Origin of the sequence: Streptomyces sp. ML-6 (assembly GCF_030116705.1) — a bacterium.
GTDB lineage: Bacteria > Actinomycetota > Actinomycetes > Streptomycetales > Streptomycetaceae > Streptomyces.
On sequence record NZ_JAOTIK010000001.1, the window covers coordinates 3,936,933 to 3,959,864 of the forward strand.

21 protein-coding genes and 2 pseudogenes are annotated in these 22,932 nt (G+C 68.5%); 12 read left to right on the plus strand and 11 right to left on the minus strand.

The features are described from left to right. The first annotated feature begins 233 nt into the window (after positions 1 to 233). From dnaB to OCT49_RS17405, 4 genes and pseudogenes are all read left to right on the plus strand, one after another. Positions 234 to 1,712 carry a replicative DNA helicase gene (gene dnaB / locus OCT49_RS17390; RefSeq protein ID WP_283852803.1) on the plus strand — a complete coding sequence of 493 codons (1,479 nt, stop codon included), beginning with the start codon at positions 234 to 236 and terminating at the stop codon, positions 1,710 to 1,712. A 391-nt stretch (positions 1,713 to 2,103) separates the two neighbouring features. Then, positions 2,104 to 3,357, plus strand: a pseudogene (locus OCT49_RS17395) (IS3 family transposase). A 63-nt stretch (positions 3,358 to 3,420) separates the two neighbouring features. Then, the gene (locus tag OCT49_RS17400; protein WP_283852804.1) at positions 3,421 to 3,816 is read left to right on the plus strand and encodes a hypothetical protein; all 396 of its coding nucleotides are present in this window, start codon (positions 3,421 to 3,423) and stop codon (positions 3,814 to 3,816) included. A 361-nt stretch (positions 3,817 to 4,177) separates the two neighbouring features. After that, positions 4,178 to 5,380 (plus strand): NADAR family protein, encoded by a 1,203-nt coding sequence (locus OCT49_RS17405; protein ID WP_283852805.1) that lies wholly within the window; start codon positions 4,178 to 4,180, stop codon positions 5,378 to 5,380. Positions 5,381 to 5,634: 254 nt separating this feature from the next. On the opposite strand, the gene OCT49_RS17410 is transcribed toward OCT49_RS17405, so the two are convergent. Together OCT49_RS17410 and OCT49_RS17415 are read right to left on the minus strand one after the other, a co-directional pair. Beyond that, entirely contained in the window at positions 5,635 to 6,312 is a 678-nt protein-coding gene (locus OCT49_RS17410) for a DUF5701 family protein (protein ID WP_283855830.1), read from the minus strand. Positions 6,313 to 6,465: 153 nt separating this feature from the next. Beyond that, positions 6,466 to 6,609: pseudogene (locus OCT49_RS17415) on the minus strand (dienelactone hydrolase family protein); the annotation flags it as partial. A gap of 143 nt (positions 6,610 to 6,752) precedes the next feature. Between OCT49_RS17415 and OCT49_RS17420 the strand changes: the two are divergent. Continuing rightward, the gene (locus OCT49_RS17420) at positions 6,753 to 7,784 is read left to right on the plus strand and encodes a hypothetical protein (RefSeq protein ID WP_283852806.1); all 1,032 of its coding nucleotides are present in this window, start codon (positions 6,753 to 6,755) and stop codon (positions 7,782 to 7,784) included. 225 nt (positions 7,785 to 8,009) lie between these two features. Continuing rightward, positions 8,010 to 9,392, plus strand: a complete 1,383-nt coding sequence (locus OCT49_RS17425; RefSeq protein WP_283852807.1) for a serine hydrolase domain-containing protein — start codon at positions 8,010 to 8,012, stop codon at positions 9,390 to 9,392. 126 nt (positions 9,393 to 9,518) lie between these two features. Here OCT49_RS17425 and OCT49_RS17430 read toward each other — a convergent pair whose 3' ends face one another. The 4 genes from OCT49_RS17430 to OCT49_RS17445 all read right to left on the minus strand — a co-directional run bounded on the left by OCT49_RS17430 (position 9,519) and on the right by OCT49_RS17445 (position 12,130). Beyond that, a complete protein-coding gene (locus OCT49_RS17430) occupies positions 9,519 to 9,971 on the minus strand; it encodes a GNAT family N-acetyltransferase (protein WP_283852808.1) in 453 nt (150 codons plus the stop codon). A 79-nt stretch (positions 9,972 to 10,050) separates the two neighbouring features. Further along, positions 10,051 to 10,518 carry a MarR family winged helix-turn-helix transcriptional regulator gene (locus OCT49_RS17435; protein ID WP_283852809.1) on the minus strand — a complete coding sequence of 156 codons (468 nt, stop codon included), beginning with the start codon at positions 10,516 to 10,518 and terminating at the stop codon, positions 10,051 to 10,053. 188 nt (positions 10,519 to 10,706) lie between these two features. Then, on the minus strand, positions 10,707 to 11,576 hold the full coding sequence (locus OCT49_RS17440; protein WP_283852810.1) for a GNAT family N-acetyltransferase: 870 nt from the start codon (positions 11,574 to 11,576) through the stop codon (positions 10,707 to 10,709). 5 nt (positions 11,577 to 11,581) lie between these two features. After that, positions 11,582 to 12,130 carry a DUF2269 domain-containing protein gene (locus OCT49_RS17445; RefSeq protein WP_283852811.1) on the minus strand — a complete coding sequence of 183 codons (549 nt, stop codon included), beginning with the start codon at positions 12,128 to 12,130 and terminating at the stop codon, positions 11,582 to 11,584. A gap of 404 nt (positions 12,131 to 12,534) precedes the next feature. On the opposite strand from OCT49_RS17445, the gene OCT49_RS17450 reads away from it, so the two are divergent. After that, entirely contained in the window at positions 12,535 to 13,713 is a 1,179-nt protein-coding gene (locus tag OCT49_RS17450; RefSeq protein ID WP_283852812.1) for a globin domain-containing protein, read from the plus strand. Between the two features lie 145 nt (positions 13,714 to 13,858). Here OCT49_RS17450 and OCT49_RS17455 read toward each other — a convergent pair whose 3' ends face one another. The 4 genes from OCT49_RS17455 to OCT49_RS17470 form a co-directional block, all read right to left on the minus strand. Further along, entirely contained in the window at positions 13,859 to 14,338 is a 480-nt protein-coding gene (locus OCT49_RS17455; RefSeq protein ID WP_283852813.1) for an NUDIX domain-containing protein, read from the minus strand. Positions 14,339 to 14,401: 63 nt separating this feature from the next. Next, positions 14,402 to 15,298 (minus strand): LysR family transcriptional regulator, encoded by an 897-nt coding sequence (locus OCT49_RS17460; RefSeq protein ID WP_283852814.1) that lies wholly within the window; start codon positions 15,296 to 15,298, stop codon positions 14,402 to 14,404. A gap of 191 nt (positions 15,299 to 15,489) precedes the next feature. Next, a complete protein-coding gene (locus OCT49_RS17465; protein WP_283852815.1) occupies positions 15,490 to 16,620 on the minus strand; it encodes a cystathionine gamma-lyase in 1,131 nt (376 codons plus the stop codon). Between the two features lie 83 nt (positions 16,621 to 16,703). Continuing rightward, positions 16,704 to 17,081 (minus strand): phage holin family protein, encoded by a 378-nt coding sequence (locus OCT49_RS17470; protein WP_283852816.1) that lies wholly within the window; start codon positions 17,079 to 17,081, stop codon positions 16,704 to 16,706. A gap of 68 nt (positions 17,082 to 17,149) precedes the next feature. Between OCT49_RS17470 and OCT49_RS17475 the strand changes: the two genes are divergently transcribed. The 4 genes from OCT49_RS17475 (at position 17,150) to OCT49_RS17490 (ending at position 19,451) form a co-directional block, all read left to right on the plus strand. After that, positions 17,150 to 17,467: a cupin domain-containing protein gene (locus OCT49_RS17475; RefSeq protein WP_283852817.1), complete on the plus strand. Its 318-nt coding sequence runs from the start codon at positions 17,150 to 17,152 to the stop codon at positions 17,465 to 17,467. Between the two features lie 222 nt (positions 17,468 to 17,689). Further along, positions 17,690 to 17,899 carry a DUF5326 family protein gene (locus OCT49_RS17480; RefSeq protein ID WP_283855831.1) on the plus strand — a complete coding sequence of 70 codons (210 nt, stop codon included), beginning with the start codon at positions 17,690 to 17,692 and terminating at the stop codon, positions 17,897 to 17,899. Between the two features lie 242 nt (positions 17,900 to 18,141). Further along, complete coding sequence (locus OCT49_RS17485; protein WP_283852818.1) at positions 18,142 to 18,912, plus strand: IclR family transcriptional regulator; 771 nt, start codon at positions 18,142 to 18,144, stop codon at positions 18,910 to 18,912. Positions 18,913 to 19,013: 101 nt separating this feature from the next. Further along, positions 19,014 to 19,451, plus strand: a complete 438-nt coding sequence (locus tag OCT49_RS17490) for an SsgA family sporulation/cell division regulator (protein ID WP_266747352.1) — start codon at positions 19,014 to 19,016, stop codon at positions 19,449 to 19,451. Positions 19,452 to 19,474: 23 nt separating this feature from the next. Here OCT49_RS17490 and OCT49_RS17495 read toward each other — a convergent pair whose 3' ends face one another. Then, a complete protein-coding gene (locus tag OCT49_RS17495) occupies positions 19,475 to 20,893 on the minus strand; it encodes a YibE/F family protein (protein WP_283852819.1) in 1,419 nt (472 codons plus the stop codon). Between the two features lie 157 nt (positions 20,894 to 21,050). On the opposite strand from OCT49_RS17495, the gene thiC reads away from it, so the two are divergent. After that, entirely contained in the window at positions 21,051 to 22,826 is a 1,776-nt protein-coding gene (gene thiC, locus OCT49_RS17500; RefSeq protein ID WP_283852820.1) for a phosphomethylpyrimidine synthase ThiC, read from the plus strand. The last annotated feature ends 106 nt before the right edge of the window (positions 22,827 to 22,932 follow it).

A 22,932-nucleotide genomic window follows, 5' to 3' on the forward strand; every position in this document is an offset into this window, starting at 1 on the left:
TGCAGGGTTCTCCACAGCATCTGGTCAGTCGTCCACATGCCCTGTGGATAACCAGATTGGCTGACGGTGCGGAGCGGCCTACCGTGGTCCGGCGCCCGCACCCTGTTCCGGTCCTGGAACCACGCATAACTCGACGCGCCGGAACCGGAGTCGGGCGTCTTGTTTGTCGGTGCTGTGCCGTAAGAAAGAGTGGCGTGGCGAGGTCCGCTGAGCGGACGGGAGGAGGTGGCCCGGTGAGCATTCCCGAGCCTTTGGACGACCCCTGGGCCGACACCGGTCCCGGCGACCGTCTGCCCGTTTCCCGTCGCCGCCGCGGTGAGGGCAGGGACCGCGGCGAGCAGCACGACCGTGAGGTGCGGGGTGATCTCTGGGAGGGCGGCTCCCCCGGTTTCGAGCGGGTGCCGCCCCAGGACCTCGACGCCGAGCAGTCAGTCCTCGGTGGCATGCTCCTGTCCAAGGACGCCATCGCCGATGTCGTGGAGATCATCAAGGGGCACGACTTCTACCGCCCCGCACACGAGACCGTCTACCAGGCGATCCTCGACCTCTACGCCAAGGGCGAGCCGGCCGACCCGATCACGGTGGCGGCCGAGCTGGTCAAGCGCGGCGAGATCACCAAGGTGGGCGGGGCGCCGTATCTGCACACCCTCGTCCAGTCCGTGCCGACCGCGGCCAACGCCTCGTACTACGCGGAGATCGTCCATGAGCGGGCGGTGCTGAGGCGGCTCGTCGAAGCCGGTACGAAGATCACGCAGATGGGATACGCGGCCGACGGCGATGTCGACGACATCGTGAACTCCGCGCAGGCCGAGATCTACGCCGTCACCGAGCAGCGCACCAGCGAGGACTACCTGCCGCTCGGCGACATCATGGAGGGCGCTCTCGACGAGATCGAGGCGATCGGTTCGCGCAGCGGGGAGATGACCGGGGTGCCCACGGGCTTCACCGATCTCGACTCCCTCACCAACGGCCTGCACCCCGGCCAGATGATCGTCATCGCAGCCCGTCCGGCCATGGGAAAGTCCACGCTCGCCCTGGACTTCGCGCGGGCCGCGTCGATCAAGAACAACCTGCCGAGCGTCATCTTCTCCCTCGAAATGGGCCGCAACGAGATCGCCATGCGCCTGCTGTCCGCCGAGGCCCGGGTCGCCCTGCACCACATGCGGTCCGGCACGATGACGGACGAGGACTGGACGCGGCTGGCCCGCCGGATGCCGGAGGTGTCGACCGCGCCGCTCTACATCGACGACTCCCCCAACCTGTCGATGATGGAGATCCGGGCGAAGTGCCGTCGGCTCAAGCAGCGCAACGGCATCAAGCTCGTGATCATCGACTACCTGCAGCTGATGCAGGCCGGTGGTTCCAAGCGTTCCGAGAGCCGCCAGCAGGAAGTCTCGGACATGTCCCGAAACCTCAAGCTCCTGGCCAAGGAGCTGGAGGTCCCGGTGATCGCGCTCTCGCAGCTGAACCGTGGCCCCGAGCAACGCACCGACAAGAAGCCGATGGTGTCCGACCTGCGTGAGTCCGGCTCCATCGAGCAGGACGCCGACATGGTGATCCTGCTGCACCGCGAGGACGCGTACGAGAAGGAGTCCCCGCGCGCCGGCGAGGCGGACATCATCGTCGGCAAGCACCGTAACGGTCCGACGGCGACGATCACCGTGGCCTTCCAGGGCCACTACTCGCGCTTCGTGGACATGGCCCAGACCTGACGACGGGATTTGCAGGGTCTCAAATCCAGCTTCATAATCTCAGCGCCAGCTGCATATGGATGGCATTTATGCAGCCATCATGAGACTCGCAGCTCGGAGCGCTCACTCTTCCGGGTGACGTAAGGGGCGACCTCTCCATGCGGGGAGCGAACGCTGACACCTTGGCTACACGGGCAGTCACTCGTGGGCTGGGGGTGCGGTGGACGTCGCTGCGACGGTGAGTATCCGTCATCAACGTGGTGCTCTCGTAGAGGACCGAGACTGGCGTACGGTGCCTGCCGACTTCCTGCAGTCGGCTTGCCCGTGGCGGACGTTCCGCTGGCACAAGGGCCAGAAGCCTATGAACCGCCCCGGGTGAAGTGGAGACTCGATTTCATGAAAGGATCGAGTCATGGCACGACCTTCCCGTTACCCGCTTGAGCTGCGCCGACGTGCGGTGCGCATGGTCGCCGAGGTCCGCGGCGACCACCCGACCGATACCGCGGCCTTGCAGGCGGTGGTCGAGAAGCTGGACATCGGCTCCCGCGAGACGCTGCGGAACTGGGTGAAGCAGCACGAGATCGACGCGGGGACCCGTCCGGGGACCACGACGGAAGAGTCCGCCCAGGTCAAGGCTCTGAAGAAGGAAGTCGCCGAGCTGAAGCGGGCCAACGAGATCCTGAAGGCCGCGGCGTCTTTCTTCGCGGCCGAGCTCGACCGGCCACACACACGCTCGTAGCGTTCATCGACGAGCACCGGGACCGCTTCGGCGGCGTCGAGCCGATCTGCCGTGTGCTGAGCGCACACGACTGCAAGATCGCCCCCTCCACCTACTACGCCCACCACAAGCGCCGGACCGTGCCGTCCGCCAGGACCGTGCGGGACGGCGAGCTGAAGGAACTGATCCAGCACGTCCACGACTCCAACTACCGTGTCTACGGGGCGAGGAAGATCTGGAGGGAGCTGAACCGGCAGGGCCACGTCGTGGCCCGCTGCACCGTCGAACGCCTGATGCGCGAGCTCGGCATCGCCGGCGCGGTCCGCGGCAGACGTGTGATCACCACGCTTCCCGGCGGCCAGGCCGAGCGGGCCCCGGACCTGGTGGACCGCGACTTCGTCGCGAGCGCCCCGAACCGCTGCTGGGTCGCGGACTTCACCCACGTCAAAACCTGGGCCAGTGTCGTCCACGTCGCCTTCGTCGTGGACACCTTCTCCCGCCGGATCGTCGGCTGGTCCGCGGCCACCGCGAAGGAAACGGTCTTCGTGCTGGACGCCCTGGAGATGGCGATCTGGCAACGCGACCGAGACCAACACCCCATTCGGCCGGGAGAGTTGATCCATCACAGCGATGCGGGTTCGCAGTACACGAGTTTCCGGCTCGCCGAGCACCTGGACACCGCCGGCATCGCCGCCTCGATCGGATCGGTCGGGGACGCCTACGACAATGCCCTGATGGGAGAGCACGATCGGCCTGTACAAGACCGAGCTGATCAAGCCCCAGAGGCCCTGGAAGACGCTCTCGCAGGTCGAGCTCGCCACCGCCGAGTACGTCGACTGGTACAACCACCGCCGACTTCACGGTGAGATAGACCACGTCCCGCCCGCCGAATACGAGGCCAATCACTACATGGAATCCACGAAACCCCAGGTCACAACCACAATCTGAGATCTCTACCGAACCCGGGGCGGTTCACTCGGCGCCGCACTGGCTTCTTGGCATCATCGCGACATGACCCCGACCCTTCCCCGCACCGTCCGAGCCGTCGACACCGCTCAGCTCCTGGACCTGGCCCAGGAGGCCGCTATGCATGGCTTCAGCCAGCGGCTCCCGGTCGACTGGCTACGAGAGCACCTCGCCGCAGAAGCGACGCACTACCTGTTCCCGACACTCGTGCAGCGGCTCACGCACCGTCCCGAGGTGCCGCTGCAGTGGAGGTGCCAGCAACTGCTGACCGTCAGCACCGGCGAGCAGATCTGGGGTCTCCTCGACGTCCTTCCCGACACCTTCGACAAGATCCCGGAGACCTTGGACACGGCGTCCAAGAAGGACATCGTCAACCGCATCGAGCAAGCAGTGAAGGTGCGGGAGTGGATGGAACGGACGGCCGCCGATGCAGGTTCATGAGGTCCGGCAGCCGGCTGGGCAGTCTGAGGAAATGACACCGATCTGAGACAGCCGGCGGCCGACACGTCGTGAGACTGAAGAGGAACGTCCAGCTCACAGCGTCGGCGCCTGACACCGAAAGTGAGAACCTACAGGATTTGCAGGGGGCCGATTGAGTCCAGCAATCGAGCCCGTATCTCAGCGGTACATCAGCAATGCCGAGCGATTCGGGAGTCTGAAACCTCGGTGGACCGCTACCACTCGACTTGTTGGATCAGGTTCAGCCATCGCGTTCCACCTCAGTTCCCAGCCGGGCAAGAAGCGGCGCCCTGGGACTCCTTTGCCACTCCCATGATCGTTTCGCAGGCGATAGCGTGCGCCCATGACTTGGCGGGGACCGACGTACCGGATGGTGGACGGAGAGAGGATCGACGGGGCCTGGTGCCACGTCTGGCGGCGGTATCGACCAGGCAGTGAGTATTACCTCGACGACTTGATCGTCTTCGCGGACGGAGCGATCATCTGCGGAGAACGTACGGACTTGGTCGGTCTCGCGAAGATGCTGGCAACGGGTCGATTGGCGGTGAGCAACCCTGAGACTCCACCGCTTCCCGACGAACCATCGAAGTGGGCCTCCCGTCATGCCGAACCGCTGACACCAGAGGGATTTCTTTTGGAAGTCGCTGATCGCATCGAAGCACTCAATGAGCGGCCAACTGCCGGGCAACGTTGCCGGGAGGCGATCCGACGCTTTCAGCAGGAGCCGTCCGAGTCCAACCGAGCACTTCTCCGGAAGGCATATCTGGCGGTTCCGCCGCATCTTCGGATCTACGTCCTCGGAGACATGGACCGCCAGGACCGTCCCTTGCGGATCCTGCTCACGAACATTGGTGAGGCCGTCGACGGCGATGGCCCGGTAGTGACGGCGGAGATGCATCAGGACGTCCTGGACTACTTCAGCCGCGGAGATCAGGGAGTCCAGAGGGAGCAGGAGCGGCGAGCCATCCAGCATGCCGACGACCCTTCAGAACCCGGCCGACCGGCTCTCATCTCGCACGAAACCTTTTACTCACAGGGATGGCCTGAGCAGCCGGGGCTGTTCATGCTCCGTAACGACTTCCCCGCACAGATCGTGTTCGCCGGCGAGTCCTATGCGTCCGTACTGCATGGGTACTGGGCGCTGTCGGCGGCCGACGCTTCTGACAGAAGCAGAATCCGGGAGGCGGCCTCCGGCAGAGAGGCGCATGACCTGGGTGGCCGGGCAACGCACCGGAGTGACTGGCCCCTCGTTCGGCTCGCGGTCATGGCAGGGCTCCTTCGTGCGAAGTTCACTCAGCACCCCGAACTCGCCCAGGTCCTCGTCTCCACAGGGGACGCCAGGATCAGCTACACCGGCTTCTCGGACTCACCCTTCTGGAGAGACGTTCCCGACAGCCGGGGACGAAACTGGATGGGGCGGTTGCTCGAGCTGACCCGCTCCGAGCTCCTTGCCCAGCAGTTGCTCCGGCCCGAGAACCCCAGCGTGCTGAACCAGGAAGAGTTGCTGAGCGGGGAGAGTGCTCGTCTACGCACACATCGTAAGTAGACGTGCCGGACTCCATCCGCTCCCTACACGGGAGTCCCGCGGACCAGGGGAGTCCCGCGGGTCCTCGTTCGTGGTGCCGGACTTCTCGGCGGTGGTGTTCCGGTTCTCGGAGCGGGTTGTGACGGCCGTTCTGCTGCTTCGTCCTCGCCCTATCCCCTCCGATCGGACCGAGGCACTGGCCGCGCGGTCGGTCATCCGGTTCCGCGGACTCCGTCACGTCGCATGACCACGACTGCTCACAGGCCCGTGACTGCTCACAGGCCCTGGACCAGGCGGTTCGTCGCGGAGGCGAAACCCAGCCAGGTGTGCCGGTTGCCCGCCCAGCACCAGCCCACCTTGGGGGCGTTGCGGCGCTCGCGGCCGTCCCGTCCGGTGCCGTTGCTGATCCAGATCGCCGGCGTGCGGGCGTCCAGCGCGCTGTCGGTCTTGCGCAGCCGGGAGCCGATGGTCATGAAGCAGTGGTTGCGCTCCAGGACGGCGGGCTGCTGCATCACCCAGTGGATGCCCTCGGTGAGCAGCAGCGGGGTTCGGGCCTTCGCCGTGAGGGCGGGCAGCGCCTCGTTCGGGCTCCAGTCGGCCATCTGGTCGCCTCGGTCGACGCCGGTGAGGAGGTAGAGCGGAGCATCGGGCAGGGCGACGGTGTCGAGCGGGGCGAAGAGGTCGACATCGGGCATGTCGGTGACGACGAAGCCCGGCTTGCCGTCGCGGCGGAGCAGCGGCGCGAGAGCGGAGGCAGGAGCCCGGTCCGGGTGAACGGCGAGCAGGGCGCCGTCGCCGCCCGCGGGGAGCTCGGCGGCCTCGGCGAAGGTACGCAGATCGTCGACGGACAGTCCGGCGATCTCGTGCACCCCCAGTTCGATCAGCCGCTCGGCCTGTGCGCTCAGGGCCGGAAGCGCGGGGAGAACGGTGGAGACGGCGGACATGGCGGACATGGCTTCGGACACGATGCTCCCGGGAGTCGCGACGTGCAGGGCGCAGAGGCAACGAAGCCGGCCGCCGGAACATTCCCGCACCCCGAGGGAAACGACACGCACCAGGGGAGTCCGCGGGGTGCGCGACGACGGTGGGGGTACCGACGCTCCGGCTCACTTCGTCCCGGGCAGGCACTCGGCGAGCAGGCCGACGATGTCGCGCCAGGCCCGCTGCGCGCGCCGGGGGCGGTGGCCGACGTCGGGGAGCACGGTCTGATCGGCCGACGGGTGGTGAAAGGCGTGCAGGGCCCCACCGTATGGAGCCGGAACGTAGTGATCGCCGAGCCAGGCCGAGCCGGTCTTCACCCTCGGCGGAACGGAGTGGACGCGGGAGACGGTGTCGCCCGCGTACCGGGGAACCACCCCGTACGGCCTGATCGTCGGTTACAGGTGTGACTGAAGTGACGCCTGCTCTGACTGACGAACACAGCGAACTGATCTCCGACCTGTCCGGAATCGTCAGTGACTACCCCTGTGTGGATCCCGAGGCGACCCTCGTCGTTCTCGCCGACGATGCGTCGGACGCGCTCGGCCGCGTCGGCTCCCCGGAAGGCCGCCGAGAGCGGACCGGGTACGCGATCCTCCTGTACGCCACGTGCTGGTACGTGGCGGCACGCGTCTTCAACAAGTCCTTGTTCGTGTCGTACACGGAGGCCCTGGACGGGTTCCGGGCCACGCTGGACCCGGCCACCTGCACCTGCCCGGCCGACTCCCATCCCTCGGACCTGGACTCGGAGTACGGGATCGAGGCCGGGGTGAGTCTGCTGACCGAGGCCGGCCGGGCCGTGTTCGCCGAGGACTACGGTCTCGAGGGCGAGGAACTGGTGGCGTTCGACTGCGAGGGGTTCCTCGCGGACCTCGTCGACCAGGCCGCGGGCCACGTGCGTGAGGCGTACCGGAACATCTTCGGCGGCGTCGACGTCTCCCACCTCGACGCGGAGTTCGTCCGGGATGACGGCGGCATCGACATCGTCGCGGTGCAGGAGTCGATCCGCCGTACCTGGGAGAACAACACGGGCCCGGTCGCGCTGTGGGCGGCCCGTCGTCGGCTCTCCGGACAGGTGCGGGACGAGGAGCGGCTCGGCCTGTTCCTGTGCATGTGGATGGGCATCGTCCAGACCTACGAGGGGCTGCCGCCCTCCTACGCCCGTGATCTGGTCGCCGCTCTCGACACCGTCGACCTGGACGTCTCCTGCGACCACCCGAGGCATCCCTGGTCCACCGCGGACGGCTCCGTGCAGAGCCGGTACCGCGCGGTGGTCCACCTGTACGCGCCGGAGGACCACCCGGACACTCCCGTGCCCGCCGAACTCTCGGCCCGTGAGCTGTGGGAATGCCCGGTGCAGTACGCCGAGCTGGCCCGCAAGGCGCAGGAGAACATCAAGGGCTGGCGCGTCATGCGCGGCGGCGAGGACGAGGACTGGGAGGACTGAGCCGCCTTCGCTCCTCGGGCCGGTGCCGAAGGCCGACCGCCGACTCTCGTCACCGGCCCGACCGGCCGCCGAACAGCGTGGAGAGCCGATCTCACCAGCCCGTACAGCCCGGCGCGGGAGCGGGCGGCCACATGGGCACGCGGTCCCGGCCACGCCCTTGGCCGGGACCGCGGAGCGCCCTGAAATGAGGTCGCCGCCGCAGGCTTCTCCAGGTAGTTCTTGAGCATGACCTCCCTATCCGAACAGTTGCTTCCCGGTACCCGGCGCGCCCTGCTGCACCGCATCGCCACCGCGCAGTCGGAAGGCCGCGCGCCCTCGCTCGTCGCCGCAGTGCAGCGACAGGGAAAGATCGTCTGGAGCGGTTCCCGCAGCTGCATCGACGACCACGCCCCCGACACCGACACACAGTTCCGGATCGGCTCCCTCACCAAGACCTTCACCGCGGTGCTGGTGCTGCGCCTGCGGGACGAAGGTCTCCTGAACCTGGACGACCCGCTGGAGAAACACCTGCCGGGCACCGGCGTCGGTGACGTCACGGTCCATCAACTGCTGGGACACAGCGCGGGACTCGCCGCCGAATCCCCCGGACCCTGGTGGGAGCGGACGCCGGGCGCACTGCGGCCCGAACTGGCCGACGTGCTCGGCGAGCAGACGCGGCTACACACCCCCGGCCACCGCTACCACTACTCGAATCCCGGCTACACCCTGCTGGGCGCGCTGATCGAGAAGATGCGCGGGGCGAGCTGGGAGCAGGTGCTGCAACGGGAGATCCTGGAGCCGTTGGGCATGCACCGTACGAGTTCCCAGCCGCAGTCCCCGCACGCGGGGGGCTGGGCCGTGCACCCCTGGGCCGATGTCATGCTTCCCGAACCGGTGGAGGACCTCGGGCTGATGGCCCCGGCCGGCCAGCTCTGGTCGACGACCGGTGATCTCCTGCGCTTCGCGGCCTTCCTGGCCGAGGGGGACGACCGGGTGCTCCGCGCCGCCTCCGTGCGGCAGATGCGCGAACCGTCCGCGCCGGGCGAGTCCGTTGACTGGGAGCTGGCATACGGGCTGGGACTCCAGGTGCTGCGGGTGGACGGCCGTACGCTCATCGGGCACATGGGCTCGCTGCCGGGCTTCCTGGCATCCCTGTGGATCGACATCGAGAACGATGTGTCGGCCGTCGTGCTCACCAATACGACGGCCGGTGTGATGGTCGGTGGCGTCGCCGCCGATCTCGTGGGCATCGTGGCCGAGGCCGAGCCCCGCATCCCCGAGCCCTGGCGTCCGTTGCCGGAGGTGGACGCCGAACTGCTCGCGCTGACCGGCCCCTGGTACTGGGGCACCCGGGCGAACATCCTGCGCATGACCGCGGGCGGCGGGGTGGAACTCCGGCCGATGCAGGGCAGTGGCCGCGGCGCCCGGTTCACCGCACGGCCCGACGGCACCTGGGTCGGTCTCGACGGCTACTACGCGGGGGAGACGCTGCGCGTGGTCCGGAACGAGGACGGCAGCGTGAACCACCTCGATCTCGGCTCGTTCGTCTTCACACGGGAGCCGTACGACCCCGCAGCGGCGGTTCCCGGCGGTGTCGACGAGGGCGGGTGGCGGGGCCTGGAGGTCTGAGCGTCACGTTTCACGTGAAACACGGGCGGCCCGATCGGGCCGCCGCCTCCCGGTCCAGCGGGGCGCGGGGGCACGGAGCGGTCCGTGTCCCCGTCAGCTGGACGGAGCGGGGCCTCGGACCACGCATCAGAGCGCGAGTTTGAAGCCGACGTGGCTGGCGGTGAAACCGAGCCGCTCGTAGAAACGATGGGCGTCGGTCCGGGTGGCGTCGGACGTCAGCTGGACCAACTGGCAGCCCTGGCGCCGGGATTCATCCACGGCCCATTCGATCAGCAGGGTGCCCAGGCCGCTGCCGCGCTCATCGGCGTGGATGCGTACGCCCTCGATGACCGAGCGGGTCGAGCCGCGACGGGAGAGCCCCGGGATCACGGTCAGTTGCAGTGTTCCGACGACCCGGCCTTCGCGCACGGCGACGACCAGATGCTGGTTCGGGTCGTCCGCCAGCCGTTGGAACGCGGTGCGGTACGGGGCGAGGTCGTCCGGCGACTCCCGCTGTGCCCCCAGTGGGTCGTCGGCGAGCATGGCCACGATCGCCGGGATGTCGGTAAGGCCCGCAGGGCTTATTTCCAGGTGGCTCATGATCGGCAGACTATGCAGAACGACCGGGTGGCGCACCCGGGTTCGGCCTGTTCGCGCGGTCGGTGGCGACCTGTTCGGTTCACGCGGTCGGTGCGGGGGCCTTCAGCGTTTCGACGGCTTCGACCAGCGGGGCCAGCTCAGGGTTCCTGGCGGCTTCGTCGAGTGCGGTACGCAGCGCGCTGTCGTTGGTCGGCCGGGCCTCGGCGAGCAGGGCGAGACCGGATTCTGTGACATCGGTGTAGATGCCGCGACGGTCGGTGGCGCAGAGATACCGGGTCAGCAGCCCGCGGTCCTCGAGACGGGTGACCAGACGGGTCGTGGCGCTCTGGCTGAGAACGACGGCATCCGCGACCTGCTTCATCTGGAGGTGTCCCCCGGGGCCGCTGTGCTGCCTGCTCAAGACGTCGAGCAGGGAGTACTCCCGCACGCTGAGACCGTGCCCGGACTGCAGGGCCCGCTCGATGCGGGCCTCAATCTTCCCGTGAAGCAGGGAGAGGGCGCACCAGCCCTGGGCGAGGGCGGTCAGTGCGGGGTCCGTCGCTGTCATGGGTCTCTCTTCCGGGTCGGAGCCGCTTTCATTCAGGGTAGGCGACTTCCGAAACAGCCCCGGCGTGCCAATTGACCAGTGACTGCAGGCATGGGGACGCGCATGAAGCGCTGCGGCGATCCCCTGGGAAGTAAAACCCCCGCCGCTCGTGCTCCGTGCCGTCGGGGTCTTCGGTACCGGATCGGTCGTCAGCCCATCGCCACGGTCAGGGGGGCGTAGCGGCGGCTCCAGTCCCCGGGCAGGTCGGAAGCCCCACGAACCATCAGCGTGGTCGTGGGGCCGGGCCGCAGACCGCATTCCCCGAACCAGTCGAGCAGCTTCGAATGACGTGCGTCGATGTCCGTGCGCAGGGGGCGATCCGTCGTCCCGGCGAGAGAGGCGACGAGTTCCCGGGCCGTGGCGGTGTCACGAGCGATCAGCGGGCCCACCACCTGAGTGCCTCCGCTCGGCCAGGTCGCCGCGTAACCGACGAGGTCTCCGCCGTCCTCGGCGACCCGGATGTGGTCGGCGTACGCGGGCAGCCGGGCGAGGACGTGGGTCCGGTCGGTGCCGAAGACCTCCGCGTCCAGCCGGACCAGGGTGCGCAGGTCCTCCGCCGAGGCCGGGCGGACGGACACGGTGGGGGAGCTGTCCCCGGTCGGCCGGAAGAGGCCGGTAACCCGCTCGGTGCGGCCCACGGCAGTGAATCCGAGCTGTTCGTAGAGAGGCTGCCCCGCGGATGTCGCATGGAGGCTGAGCGGTGTGTCCCCGGTCCCGGCCATCACATGGTTCATCAGCCGTCGGCCTATGCCCTGCCGCGCGTACCGCTCCGCGACGAGCAGCATGCCGATGGCGGCCAGCCGCGAACCGTAGGAGGTCACCACGCAGGTGGCCATCAGCCCCTTTCCCTCGGGGTCGTCCATGCCGTAAGCCGTTCCCGCGGCCAGGAGGAGACCCCATCTGTGCTCGTCGCGGGACCAGCCCCGGTCCTCGCAGAGATCGGCGCAGGCGACCAGGTCACCCGGGGTGAGGCGCCGCACGGGCGAGTCGGCGGGCGGGCGGGGAAGTGAGCTGGGCATGGGGGTCAGGCTGTCCGACGTGGTGTTCGCACGTCCACTGCTTTACCGCTCCCGGCAGCTGCCTCACCGGTTCTGGCAGCCGGACGCTGCCGTCGACCGCGACGGGTCGGCCCCCAGGGCTTCAGTACCGATATCGCGGTGATGAACAGGTAGGTCGCCGTCGCCACCGACGGAGCGACCACCAGGTCGATGTCGACGGTGCCGCGTGCCGCTGCCTCGTCGATGCCGGGACGCAACGAGAACACGGACAGTGCCGTCGTGATCAGGGTGAGCCAGAACTTCGTCCAGACCCATCGGTGTCTGGCCAGCCCCCAGGGGGTGCCGAGTGCGAGGACGAGGCCGCTGATCAGGGAGAGCAGAGCGACCGGTACGACCAGCCAGTCACCGAAGACCTTCATGGCGAGGGTGGCGGCCCGTGCGGTGGCGGGCTCCTCGGTGAGGAAGGCCGTGATGCCGAGCGTCAGCAGCCCGACGGTCAGTCCCAGCCAGCTCACGGATATCGAGACGTGCGCCACCAGGAGACCGCGGCGGAGGGAGCGTTTGAGTGGTTTCACGTGAAACACGGTGCCCGCACCGAGGCGAGAGGACGTCCCACAGCGGGAGTAACCGCGCGTACTGGCCTCGGCGTACAGCACGCCTTCTCCGCGAGCTTCCTCCCCGGAGCGGGACGCCGTTCCGTCCGGCTGCGAGGGCGGTTGCCGGAACCGGCACAGTCCGAGTGCGCGTGATGGATTCCGCAGGTCGGTCGCGGGGCAGAGAGCCGGACGGAAGGTCGTTTCGATAACCGGACTTCCTGCTGTTCCGTCCGGCCCGTACGTGGGGCAGGGCATGCTGGACCGAGGGATGTGGCAGAGCTCACCGGGCGGCTGCCGATGGGTCCCGACCGCACCCATGGACAGGGCTGCGGACCGTGTGGGTACGTAAGGCGACCATTAAGACGTTTGAGGCGAGGCACAGGATGGATGCTCCGGCCACCGGGTGGACCGAGGACGCGACACACAGATCTGCCGACGCGGCTCTGATCCATCGCACTCTGACCGAGATCTCACCCGTGGCCGACCAGGTGACCTCGTACTTCTACGCCCTGCTTTTCGTCCGGCGTCCGGAGCTGCGCGAGCTGTTCCCGGTCGCGATGGACACCCAGCGCGACCGGCTCCTGCGCGCGATCCTCAACGCGGCCGATCGACTGGACGATCCCGTTGCCCTGACCGAGTACCTCGGTGAACTGGGCCGGGGACACCGCAAGTACGGCACGCTGTCCGGGCACTATCCAGCGGTGGGGGAGGCGCTTCTGGGTGCCCTGAGCCGGTATGCGACCGCCACGTGGGACGAGAAGGCGGAAGCGGCATGGGTGCGCGCCTACACCACGATGTCGCAGATCATGATCGACGCGGCTGCCGAGGACGAGCAGTGGGCCCCCGCCTGGTGGCATGCGGAGATCGTTTTCCACGAGCTGAGAACCCGCGACATAGCGGTGCTCACGCTCCGTCCCGACCACGCCTACCCCTTTCTCGCAGGTCAGTACACGGCCGTGGAGACCCCGTGGTGGCCCCGGACCTGGCGGCACTACTCCTTCGCCTCGGCGCCCCGCCCCGACGGTCTGCTCACCTTCCACGTCAAGGCGGTCCCGGCCGGCTGGGTCTCCAGTGCCCTGGTGCACCGGGCCCGGCCGGGGGACGTCGTGCGCCTCGGCCCGCCCACCGGCAGGATGACGGTCGACCACTCCACCCACCACGGGCTGCTCTGCCTGGGCGGGGGCACGGGCATAGCCCCGATCAAGGCACTGGTGGAGGAGGTCGCCGAGCGGGGCGACCGGCGTCCGGTGGAGGTGTTCTACGGGGCGCACAGTGATCACGACCTGTACGAGATCGACACCCTGACCGAGCTGGAGCGGATCTACCCCTGGCTGGCGGTGCGGCCGGTGGTCGCCTCCGGCCGGGGGGAGGACGGAGTCCTGCAGGGGCTGCTGCCCGAGGCCGTGCGCGCGTGCGGCCCGTGGCACGAGTACGACGCCTATCTCTCCGGCCCGCCCGGCATGATCCGCAGCGGCGTGGACGTGCTGAGAGGGGTCGGCATACCGGCCGAGCGCATCCGGCACGACTACCTGGAGGAGCTGACGGGGACCGGCCACGGCTGATCCGGGCGACCACCCCGGGCCCGGCCCGGACCGCGCCCACGACCCCAGCCGACGACGACCCGCGCCCAAGAACGAGGACGGGACGGGATCGAGGGCGGGAGCGAGAACCAGAACGGTAACGAGGGCGGGCCGAGGCTGTCGCCGGTCAGCCCAGGTCGGGTGCGTGCATCGCCCGTACGCCCTCGATGTTGCCGTCCAGGTAGTGCCGCAGCGACAGCGGTACGAGGTGGACGGCGGCGATCCCCATGCGGCTGAACGGCACCCGCACGACGTCGTACTCCCCGCAGGGGTCATCGATCTCCGGGCCGTGGCGCCGGGACAGATCCATCGACTCCAGTCGGCAGACGAAGAAGTGCTGGACCTTCACTCCCTTCACCCCACCGCCCTCGATGTGCTCCACGGTGTCGACGAAACAGGGGACCACATCGGTGATCTTGGCGCCGAGTTCCTCGTCCACCTCCCGGTGCAGGGCATCGACGACGGTGGCGTCCTCGGGCTCGACCCCGCCGCCCGGCGTGAGCCAGTACGGATCCACTCCGGGCTTGGTGCGCTTGATGAGGATCAGGTCGTTGCCGTCGAGCAGGATGGCGCGTGCGGTGCGCTTGACCACAGGACGTTCGGTCATGGCAAGAGAGTGGCCCACTGAACCGCTTCTGAAACACTCGTCCGGTCCTGGGCGGGTATGCGCTCACCAGTCGGCGGCGGCACGCAGCAGCCCCTCGTGCGCCCGCGCGAGGTGCGGCAGGGCGAGGGTGCCGGTGCGCACCGCCAGGAAATAGGTGCGCAGCGGGGGCACGGGGGGATCCAGGAGGGCCACGAGTTCTCCCCGCTCCAGCGCCCTCTCGCACAGGTAGCGCGGCAGCACGGCGAGGCCGGCGCCCGCCGCCGTGCACTCCAGGACGGCCCGCAGATCCGGCACGATGACGGTCCCGGACACGGCGGGCGGGCTCTCGAAGACGGCGGTCCAGTAGCGGGAGACGAGCGGCAGGCTCTCGTGGACCTCCACGACCGGAAGCTGTGCCAGCACCACCGGCCCCTTGTGCCGCAAGGTCCCCGGACCGAGGCGTCCGGCCCAGCGCGGCGCGGCGACCAGCACGTGTTCCTCGTCGCAGAGCGGGGTCGCGGTGAGCAGCCCGCCGCGCGGACGGGCCGTTGCGATGGCCAGGTCGTGATGCCCGGCCGCCAGGCCCTCCAGCGCCTCCTCGGCGCGGGCGAAGAAGGAACTGCGCAGCGCCAGCCCCTGGGCGACGAACGGGGTGAGCGCGGGCAGGGCTCGTACCGAGGTGAATTCGGGCGGCCCGGCCAGATGCAGGGTCCGTACGCCCGACTCCTCGTCGAGCTCCGCCTCGGTGATCTCGATCAGCGCGTCCAGATGCGGGGCCGCCCGGTGCGCGAGTTCGTCGCCGATGGTCGTCGGGGTCACCCCGCGGGCCCTGCGCAGGAAGAGCGGCCGGCCCAGCTGTCTTTCCAGCGTGCGGATCTGTGAGGTGACCGCGGGCTGGGAGAGGCCGAGCAGGGCGGCCGCCCTGGTGAAGGAACCGGCCCGGTGCACCGTGACGAACGTGCGCAACAGGGCCAGGTCCATGTCCGGTCCCTCCCACCTTCGCGACGCTTCGGGCCCGTACAACTATAAATATGTCGATAGGTCGCTGTCGCTGCGGTGATTGGACACTGACTGAGGGTCAACTAGCCTGGCTTGGGCGGTTCTTCGCAGGGAGAACCGGAGGCGGTCCGAGCCGCGAGGGGGGAGGCTCGGACCGCCGTACCGTCGGCCGGTCAGCTGCCGGCCGCGGCCGTGTCCAGCGCCCGTTCCACGTCGGCCACCAGGTCGTCCGGGTTCTCGGCGCCGACCGAGAAGCGGATGAAGCCTTCCGGCACGGCGTCGCCTCCCCACCGCCCCCGGCGCTCGGCGGTGGAGCGCACGCCCCCGAAGCTCGTCGCGTCGTCGACCAGCCGCAGCGCGGTCAGGAAACGCTCGGCCCGTCCGCGGTCGGGCAGGACGAACGACACCACCGGCCCGAAGCGCCGCATCTGCGCGGCGGCCTGCGGGTACGAGGGGTCGGAGGGCAGCCCCGGGTACCGCAGCCCGGTGATCTCCGGCCGCCGGGACAACGCCTCGGCCAGGGTCAGCGCGGTGGCGCACTGCCGGTCGATCCGCAGCTCCAGTGTGGCCAGCGAACGGTGCGCGAGCCAGGCCTCCATCGGCCCCGGGATCGCGCCGACGACCTTGCGCCAGCGCCGCACCCCCGCCATCAGCTCCGGATCGCGGCAGGTCACATGGCCGAGCAGGAGGTCGCCGTGCCCGGTCATGCCCTTGGTGTCGCTGGCCACCGAGAAGTCGGCCCCCAGCTCCAGCGGCCGCTGGCCGAGCGGGGTGGCGAGCGTGTTGTCGACGGCCACCAGGGCGCCGACCGCGTGCGCCGCGTCGACGAGCCGGCGCACGTCGCAGACGTCGAGGCCCGGATTGGACGGGGTCTCGATCCACAGCAGCTTCGCCCCGTCGAGGACCGCCAGCTGCCCGTCGTCGCCGGTCGGCGCGGTCCGCACCTCGACGCCGTACGCCTCCAGCTGCTCCCGTACCAACGGCAGGGCCTGGTAGCCGTCGTCGGGCAGCACGACCACGTCGCCGGTGCGCGCCCGGGACAGCAGCACGGCCGAGACCGCCGCCATCCCGGAGGCGAAGACCGTGGTCCCGACGTCCTCCCCCGGCGCCTCCAGCTCGCTGATGGCACGTTCCAGAAGGGTCCAGGTCGGGTTGGTGTCCCGGCCGTAGGTGTACGGGCCGGTCGGCTCGCCGGAGAGGTGGAAGTGCGCGGCGAACACCGGGCCGGGCAGGGTGGGCTCGAACTGTTCCGGGTCGGGCAGCCCGGCCCGTACCGCCCGGGTTCCGTCGCCCAGGGTGCTCATGGTTCATCCTCGCTGCTCTCCGGTGTGCCACCGGTTCCGTGCGCACCGTTCCGGTTGCTGTCGAAGCGGTGCGCGGACGTCGTTCAGTCGTTGTCGGGCAGGAGCGCGTTCAGCGCCCACGAGACGATCGAGATGATCAGTCCGCCGAGCACGGCGGTCCAGAAGCCCTCGACATGGAAGCTCAGGTCGAACAGACCGGCCAGCCATGAGGTCAGCAGCAGCATGACCGCGTTGACCAGCAGGGTGATCAGCCCGAGCGTGAGGATGAAGAGCGGCAGCGTCAGCAGTTGTACGACCGGCTTGACCACGAAGTTCACCAGGCCGAAGAGCAGGGCGACCAGGATCAGCGTGAGCGCCTTGCGACCGGTGCTGCCGCCGGTCAGCGTGATGTCCTGGATCAGCCAGACGGCCACGGCCAGGGCACCCGCGTTGGCGATCGTCTTGACTAGGAAATTCTTCATGTGTCTGATCGTGGCAGACATGATCGGTGGCGGACACCGGCAGTGCAGAGGCAAGGGACGGACTGGCCATGAAGGCATTCAGACTGGACGAACTGGAGGCGGAGCGGGCCGCCAACGACGGCGCGTACCTGCAGTTCGTGAAGGAACGGAACATGTCCGTCGGCCTGTACGCGCTGAACGCCGGTGAGCTCGACCCGCAGCAGCCGCACAACCAGGACGAGGTCTACTTCGTGGTCAGCGGGCGTGCGGCGATCACGGTCGGCATGGAAACCACGCAGGTGGGCAGGGGAAGCGTGGTGTACGTGCCCGCAGGGGTCGCCCACAAGTTCCACCACATCACCGAGGACCTGCGGGTGATGGTGGTTTTCTCCCCGCCGGAGAGCTGATTCCCGCCGGAGAGCTGATTCCCGTCGGAGAGCTGATTCCCGTCGCCCCGGGAACCGCTCCCCGCCCTCCGGGGAGCGGAGGCCGAAGAGCGGGTGGCCGGTCTCAGGGATCCCTAGGGGGTCGATCAGGGGACTTCAAGGGCCGCGGAACCGCCGCCGGACCCTGCCGCGCCTCTAGCATCGAAGGCAGGAACTCACAGAGACGAGGTAAGGACGATGGCTGTGCGGGAGATATTCGCCGGGATGCCCTGGTGGGTGAAGTGGATCGCGTTGCCGGTCATCGCGATCGTCGTGTTCGGCGGTCTGATCGCCAATGTGGTCGGATTCGTGATCAGTCTGCTCTTCAAGATCCTGGTATTCGTGATCCTGGTCGGCGGGCTCATCTTCGTCGTACGCAAGTTCATGTCGTCCTCCTCACGTGGTGACTGGTAGGAAGATCGGAAGCCGGCCGGGGATTAGCCCGGCTGAGCTAAGCGTAAGGACGAAACAACGCTCCGTGCGGACCCGGCCGATACAGTGACAATTCACTGCCACCATCTGGGAATCAACCGACCGTCACCGAGCTGACCAGTGGTTTGTACGGCTTTCACTCTCCGGACCCAGTCGTGCGGCAGTCGGTGGGGGCGGCCCCCACAGGCGGGCTGACTGCCCGTCACCATGCCTGGGGGTGACCGTTGACCGCGGCATCGAGCACTGCTGTCCCGACGCTGATCGGTTCGGTTCAGCGAGCGCTGAGACTGCTGGAGGCCGTGGGTGCCCACCGGGACGGGGCGCCCGCGAAACAACTGGCCAGGGAGACGGGGCTGCCCCTTCCCACCGCCTACCACCTGCTGCGCACACTGACGCACGAGGGCTATCTGCGCCGGGAGAAGGGCTTGTTCCTCTTCGGGGCCGCCGCCGAACGCCTGGCCTGCGAAGGGACATTGCGGCACCGCCGCAGCAGGATGGCCGATTCGCTGAGCCGCTGGCGCGAGATCATCGGCGCACCGGTGTATTGCGCCGTCTACCGCGAAGGCGAGATCGACCTCCTCGCGGTCGCCGACGACCCGGCCACCCCCGCCGTCACGGAATGGGCCTCCTTCCGGGAGACCGGGCACGCCCACGCGATCGGCCAGTGTCTGCTGAGCCAGCTCGACGAGAAGGCCCGCGAGGACCACCTCGATCGTTACCCTGTGCGCCCGCTGACCCGCTACTCGGTGCGGGACCGGGCGGCACTCCTCGAACGATTGCGGTCGCTGGAACGGATGGAACCTGTCATCGAACGACAGGAGTACGCGCTGGGCACGGTCTGCGCGGCCATCCCGATCGCGGCCGGATTCACCGCTGCTGCGATGGCCATTTCAGTACCCCTGGAGCAGGAGAGCCGGTTGCTCCCCGCAGTCGAACAGCTACGTGGCGAAGTGTCCAACCTCTTGCGTTCGTTCGTGTTCTCTATCAGTATCTGAAAAATCACTCCTTGTGATCTGCTATCGCGTGCACCACGATGGCGTCAATAGGGCCATGGGGGATCATTCCTGGCCAGATTCATCTACTGCGGGGTTGAACGATGCGCGAGTCGGTTCAAGCTGAGGTCATGATGAGCTTCCTCGTCTCCGAGGAACTCTCTTTCCGGATCCCGGTGGAGCTCCGGTACGAGGTCTGCGATCCGTATGCGATCCGCATGACCTTCCATCTGCCCGGCGATGCCCCCGTCACCTGGGCATTCGGTCGTGAGTTGTTGCTCGACGGCCTCAACAGTCCCAGTGGGGACGGTGATGTGCACATCGGGCCGACGGAGCCCGAGGGGTTGTCCGATGTGCACATCCGGCTTCAGGTCGGCGAGGACCGGGCCCTCTTCCGGGCCGGTACCGCGCCGCTGGTGGCTTTTCTCGACCGGACCGACAAGCTCGTGCCGTTGGGGCAGGAGTGCACGCTCGGTGACTTCGAGGGCAATCTGGAGGAGGCCCTGGGCCGGATTCTCGCCGAAGAACAGAACGCCGGCTGAAGGAACCGGTGCGACCGGCCGGGTCACCGGTCGAACACGACACCTGCCGAATGGGTGAATTGCTCACCCCCTGGAGACGTTGAGGCCTTCGTCCTGCGACGCCGGCCCTTCCCGGTCCGTACGGGTGCCGAAGCTCCGGCTTCCGCGCCGAGCCCTGTGCGGTCCGCGGAGACCACCAGTGCAGCGAGCACCGTCGTCACCGGCACCGAGGCGACCAGTCCGATCGAGCCGACCAGGGTTCGTACGATCTCCTCCGCCACCAGCTCGCTGTTGGCCACCGTCCCCATGCTGCTCTGCGCGATGGAGAAGAGCAGCAGCAACGGCAGTGCGGCGCCGGCATAGGCGAGCACGAGCGTGTTGACCACCGAGGCGATGTGGTCGCGCCCGATCCTGATCCCCGCCCGGTAGAGCCCGCGCACGCCCATCGACGGGTTCGCCCGGTGCAGTTCCCAGACCGCGGACGTCTGGGTGACGGTCACATCGTCGAGCACCCCGAGCGAACCGATGATGACACCGGCCAGCAGCAGACCACTCATGTCGATGTGCGGGTACAGGCCGTGGATGAGGCCGGTGTTGTCATCGGTGTTGCCGCTCAGGCTCGCCCAGCCGATGAAGAGCGATCCGAGCAGTCCGATCAGCAGCAGCGAGGCCAGTGTGCCGATCACCGCCACCGAGGTGCGGGCGCTCGGGCCGTGGCACATGTAGAGCGCGATCAGCATGATCGCGCTGGCTCCCACCACCGCGACGAGCAGCGGGTTGGAGCCCTGGAGCACGGCCGGGAGGATGAACAGGGTCAGCACGGCGAACGACACCGCGAGCGCCACCAGCGCCAGCACCCCGCGCATGCGGCCCACCGCGACCACGACCAGGGCGAAGATCCCGGCCAGCAGGGTCATCGGGACCTTCCGGGCCACGTCCGTCACCGAGTACTGCAGCTCGCGGGGCGCGTCGGGCGCGTATGACACGATCACGCCCTGGCCCTCGCGCAGTTGGCGCGGGGCGTCGGGCTGCACGATCTCGACGAACGTCCGGCCCTTGTCGGGCCCGGACGCCACCTCGACGGTGGCCTTCCGGCACAGCCCCCTGTCGTTGTCCTTCGGCGGGGCGGCCTCCTGGCCGACCGGCACCTGCACCGCGTTCACGTCCTTGCAGTTCACCTTGTCGACTCTCACCACCTTCGCCTGTTGGGTCTGCCGGTCGAACCCCACGCCGGTCCGCTCGTGGGCGGGAGCGCCGCCCGGCCAGAGCACCACCAGACCGACGACGACAGCGGTGGCGAACGGGATCAGGACGGCCGCGATGACCTTGCGCAGATGTCTGGAGACGGGCGCCGCGGGACCGTGACTGTGCGAGTGGCCGTGCTGATGGCCCTGGAGTTCGGTGTCGATACGGGGGGATGTCACCGGCAGATCATCGCAAGAAGAGCCGGGCCCCCTGTTCATTCCGCCGGACGGGGCGCTAGCGTGGGGGAACCTTTGTACACGCGGGAGCTCGGAGCACCGGGCTGAGAGGGCGCTGACATCCGTACGTCCGTACGGAAGCAGCTGCGCCGACCGCCGAACCTGTTACCGGGTAATGCCGGCGTAGGGAGTAGGTCTCATGACCACATCGGACGCACGCACGCCTGCCTCCAGTCGGAGCGACGAGGCCGGGAAGTCCATCGGCTGGCACAAGGGATACGTCCTGGGCTCGCGCCCGGACCTCCGGGTGCCGGTCCGTCAGGTGCACCTCACCAACGGCAAGGACGTGACGCTGTACGACACGTCGGGGCCGTACACCGATCCCGCTGTCGAGACCGATGTCCGTCGCGGACTCGCCCCGCTGCGGGAGAACTGGATCACCGCCCGCGGCGACACCGAGGAGTACCCGGGCCGCCCCGTCCGTCCCGAGGACGACGGACTCAGGCACACCTCGCCGCGCGGGGGGCTGCGCAACCTCGACGCGGTCTTCCCCGGCCGCCCCCGACTGCCCCGCCGCAGCCGGGACGGGCAGCCCGTGACCCAGCTCGCGTACGCCCGGCGGGGCGAGATCACCCCGGAGATGGAGTACGTGGCGATCCGGGAGAACGTCGCGCCGGAGGTGGTGCGCGAGGAGATCGCGGCGGGCCGGGCCGTGCTGCCGGCCAACGTCAACCACCCCGAGATCGAACCGATGATCATCGGGAAGCGGTTCCTGGTGAAGGTCAACGCCAACATCGGCAACTCCGCGGTGACGTCCTCCATCGAGGAGGAGGTGGAAAAGATGACGTGGGCGACGCGCTGGGGCGCCGATACCGTGATGGATCTGTCCACCGGCCGCAACATTCACACCACCCGTGAGTGGGTTCTGCGTAATTCACCCGTTCCGATCGGTACCGTCCCGCTCTACCAGGCGCTCGAAAAGGTCGACGGCCGGGCGGAGGAACTGAGCTGGGAGATCTACAAGGACACCGTCATCGAGCAGGCCGAGCAGGGCGTCGACTACATGACGGTCCACGCCGGCGTGCGCCTGCCGTACGTGCCGCTGACCGCCCGCCGCAAGACCGGTATCGTCTCGCGCGGCGGCTCGATCATGGCGGCGTGGTGCCTCGCGCACCACAAGGAGTCGTTCCTGTACGAGCGCTTCGAGGAGCTCTGCGAGATCCTCGCGGCCTACGACGTGACGTACTCGCTGGGCGACGGGCTGCGGCCCGGCTCGATCGCCGACGCCAACGACGAGGCGCAGTTCGCCGAGCTGCGGACGCTCGGCGAACTCAACACGGTGGCCAAGAGGTTCGGCGTCCAGACCATGATCGAGGGGCCGGGCCACGTTCCGATGCACAAGATCAAGGAGAACATCGACCTCCAGCAGGAGATCTGCGAGGAGGCGCCGTTCTACACGCTCGGCCCGCTGACCACCGACATCGCGCCGGCGTACGACCACATCACCTCCGGCATCGGCGCGGCGATGATCGCCTGGTGGGGCACGGCGATGCTCTGCTACGTCACGCCGAAGGAACACCTGGGCCTGCCCGACCGGGACGACGTGAAGACCGGCGTCATCACCTACAAGATCGCGGCCCACGCGGCGGACCTCGCCAAGGGGCACCCGGGGGCGCAGGAGTGGGACGACGCGCTCTCCGACGCCCGGTTCGAATTCCGCTGGGAGGACCAGTTCAACCTGGCCCTCGACCCGGACACCGCGCGGGAGTACCACGACGAGACGCTGCCCGCCGAGCCGGCGAAGACGGCGCACTTCTGTTCGATGTGCGGACCGAAATTCTGCTCAATGAAGATCTCGCAGGACATCCGGCGCGAGCACGGCGGTTCGCAGGAGGAGATCGAGGCGGGCATGGCGGAGAAGTCCAAGGAGTTCGCGGCCGCGGGCAACCGGGTCTATCTGCCGATCGCGGACTGAGCTCTGCTCCGGAACCCGCGCGAGGGGCCGCTCCGGAACCCGCGCCGAGCACCTGCTCCTGAGCCCCCGCCGAGCACCCGCTCCTGAGTTCGCGCCGAGCACCCGC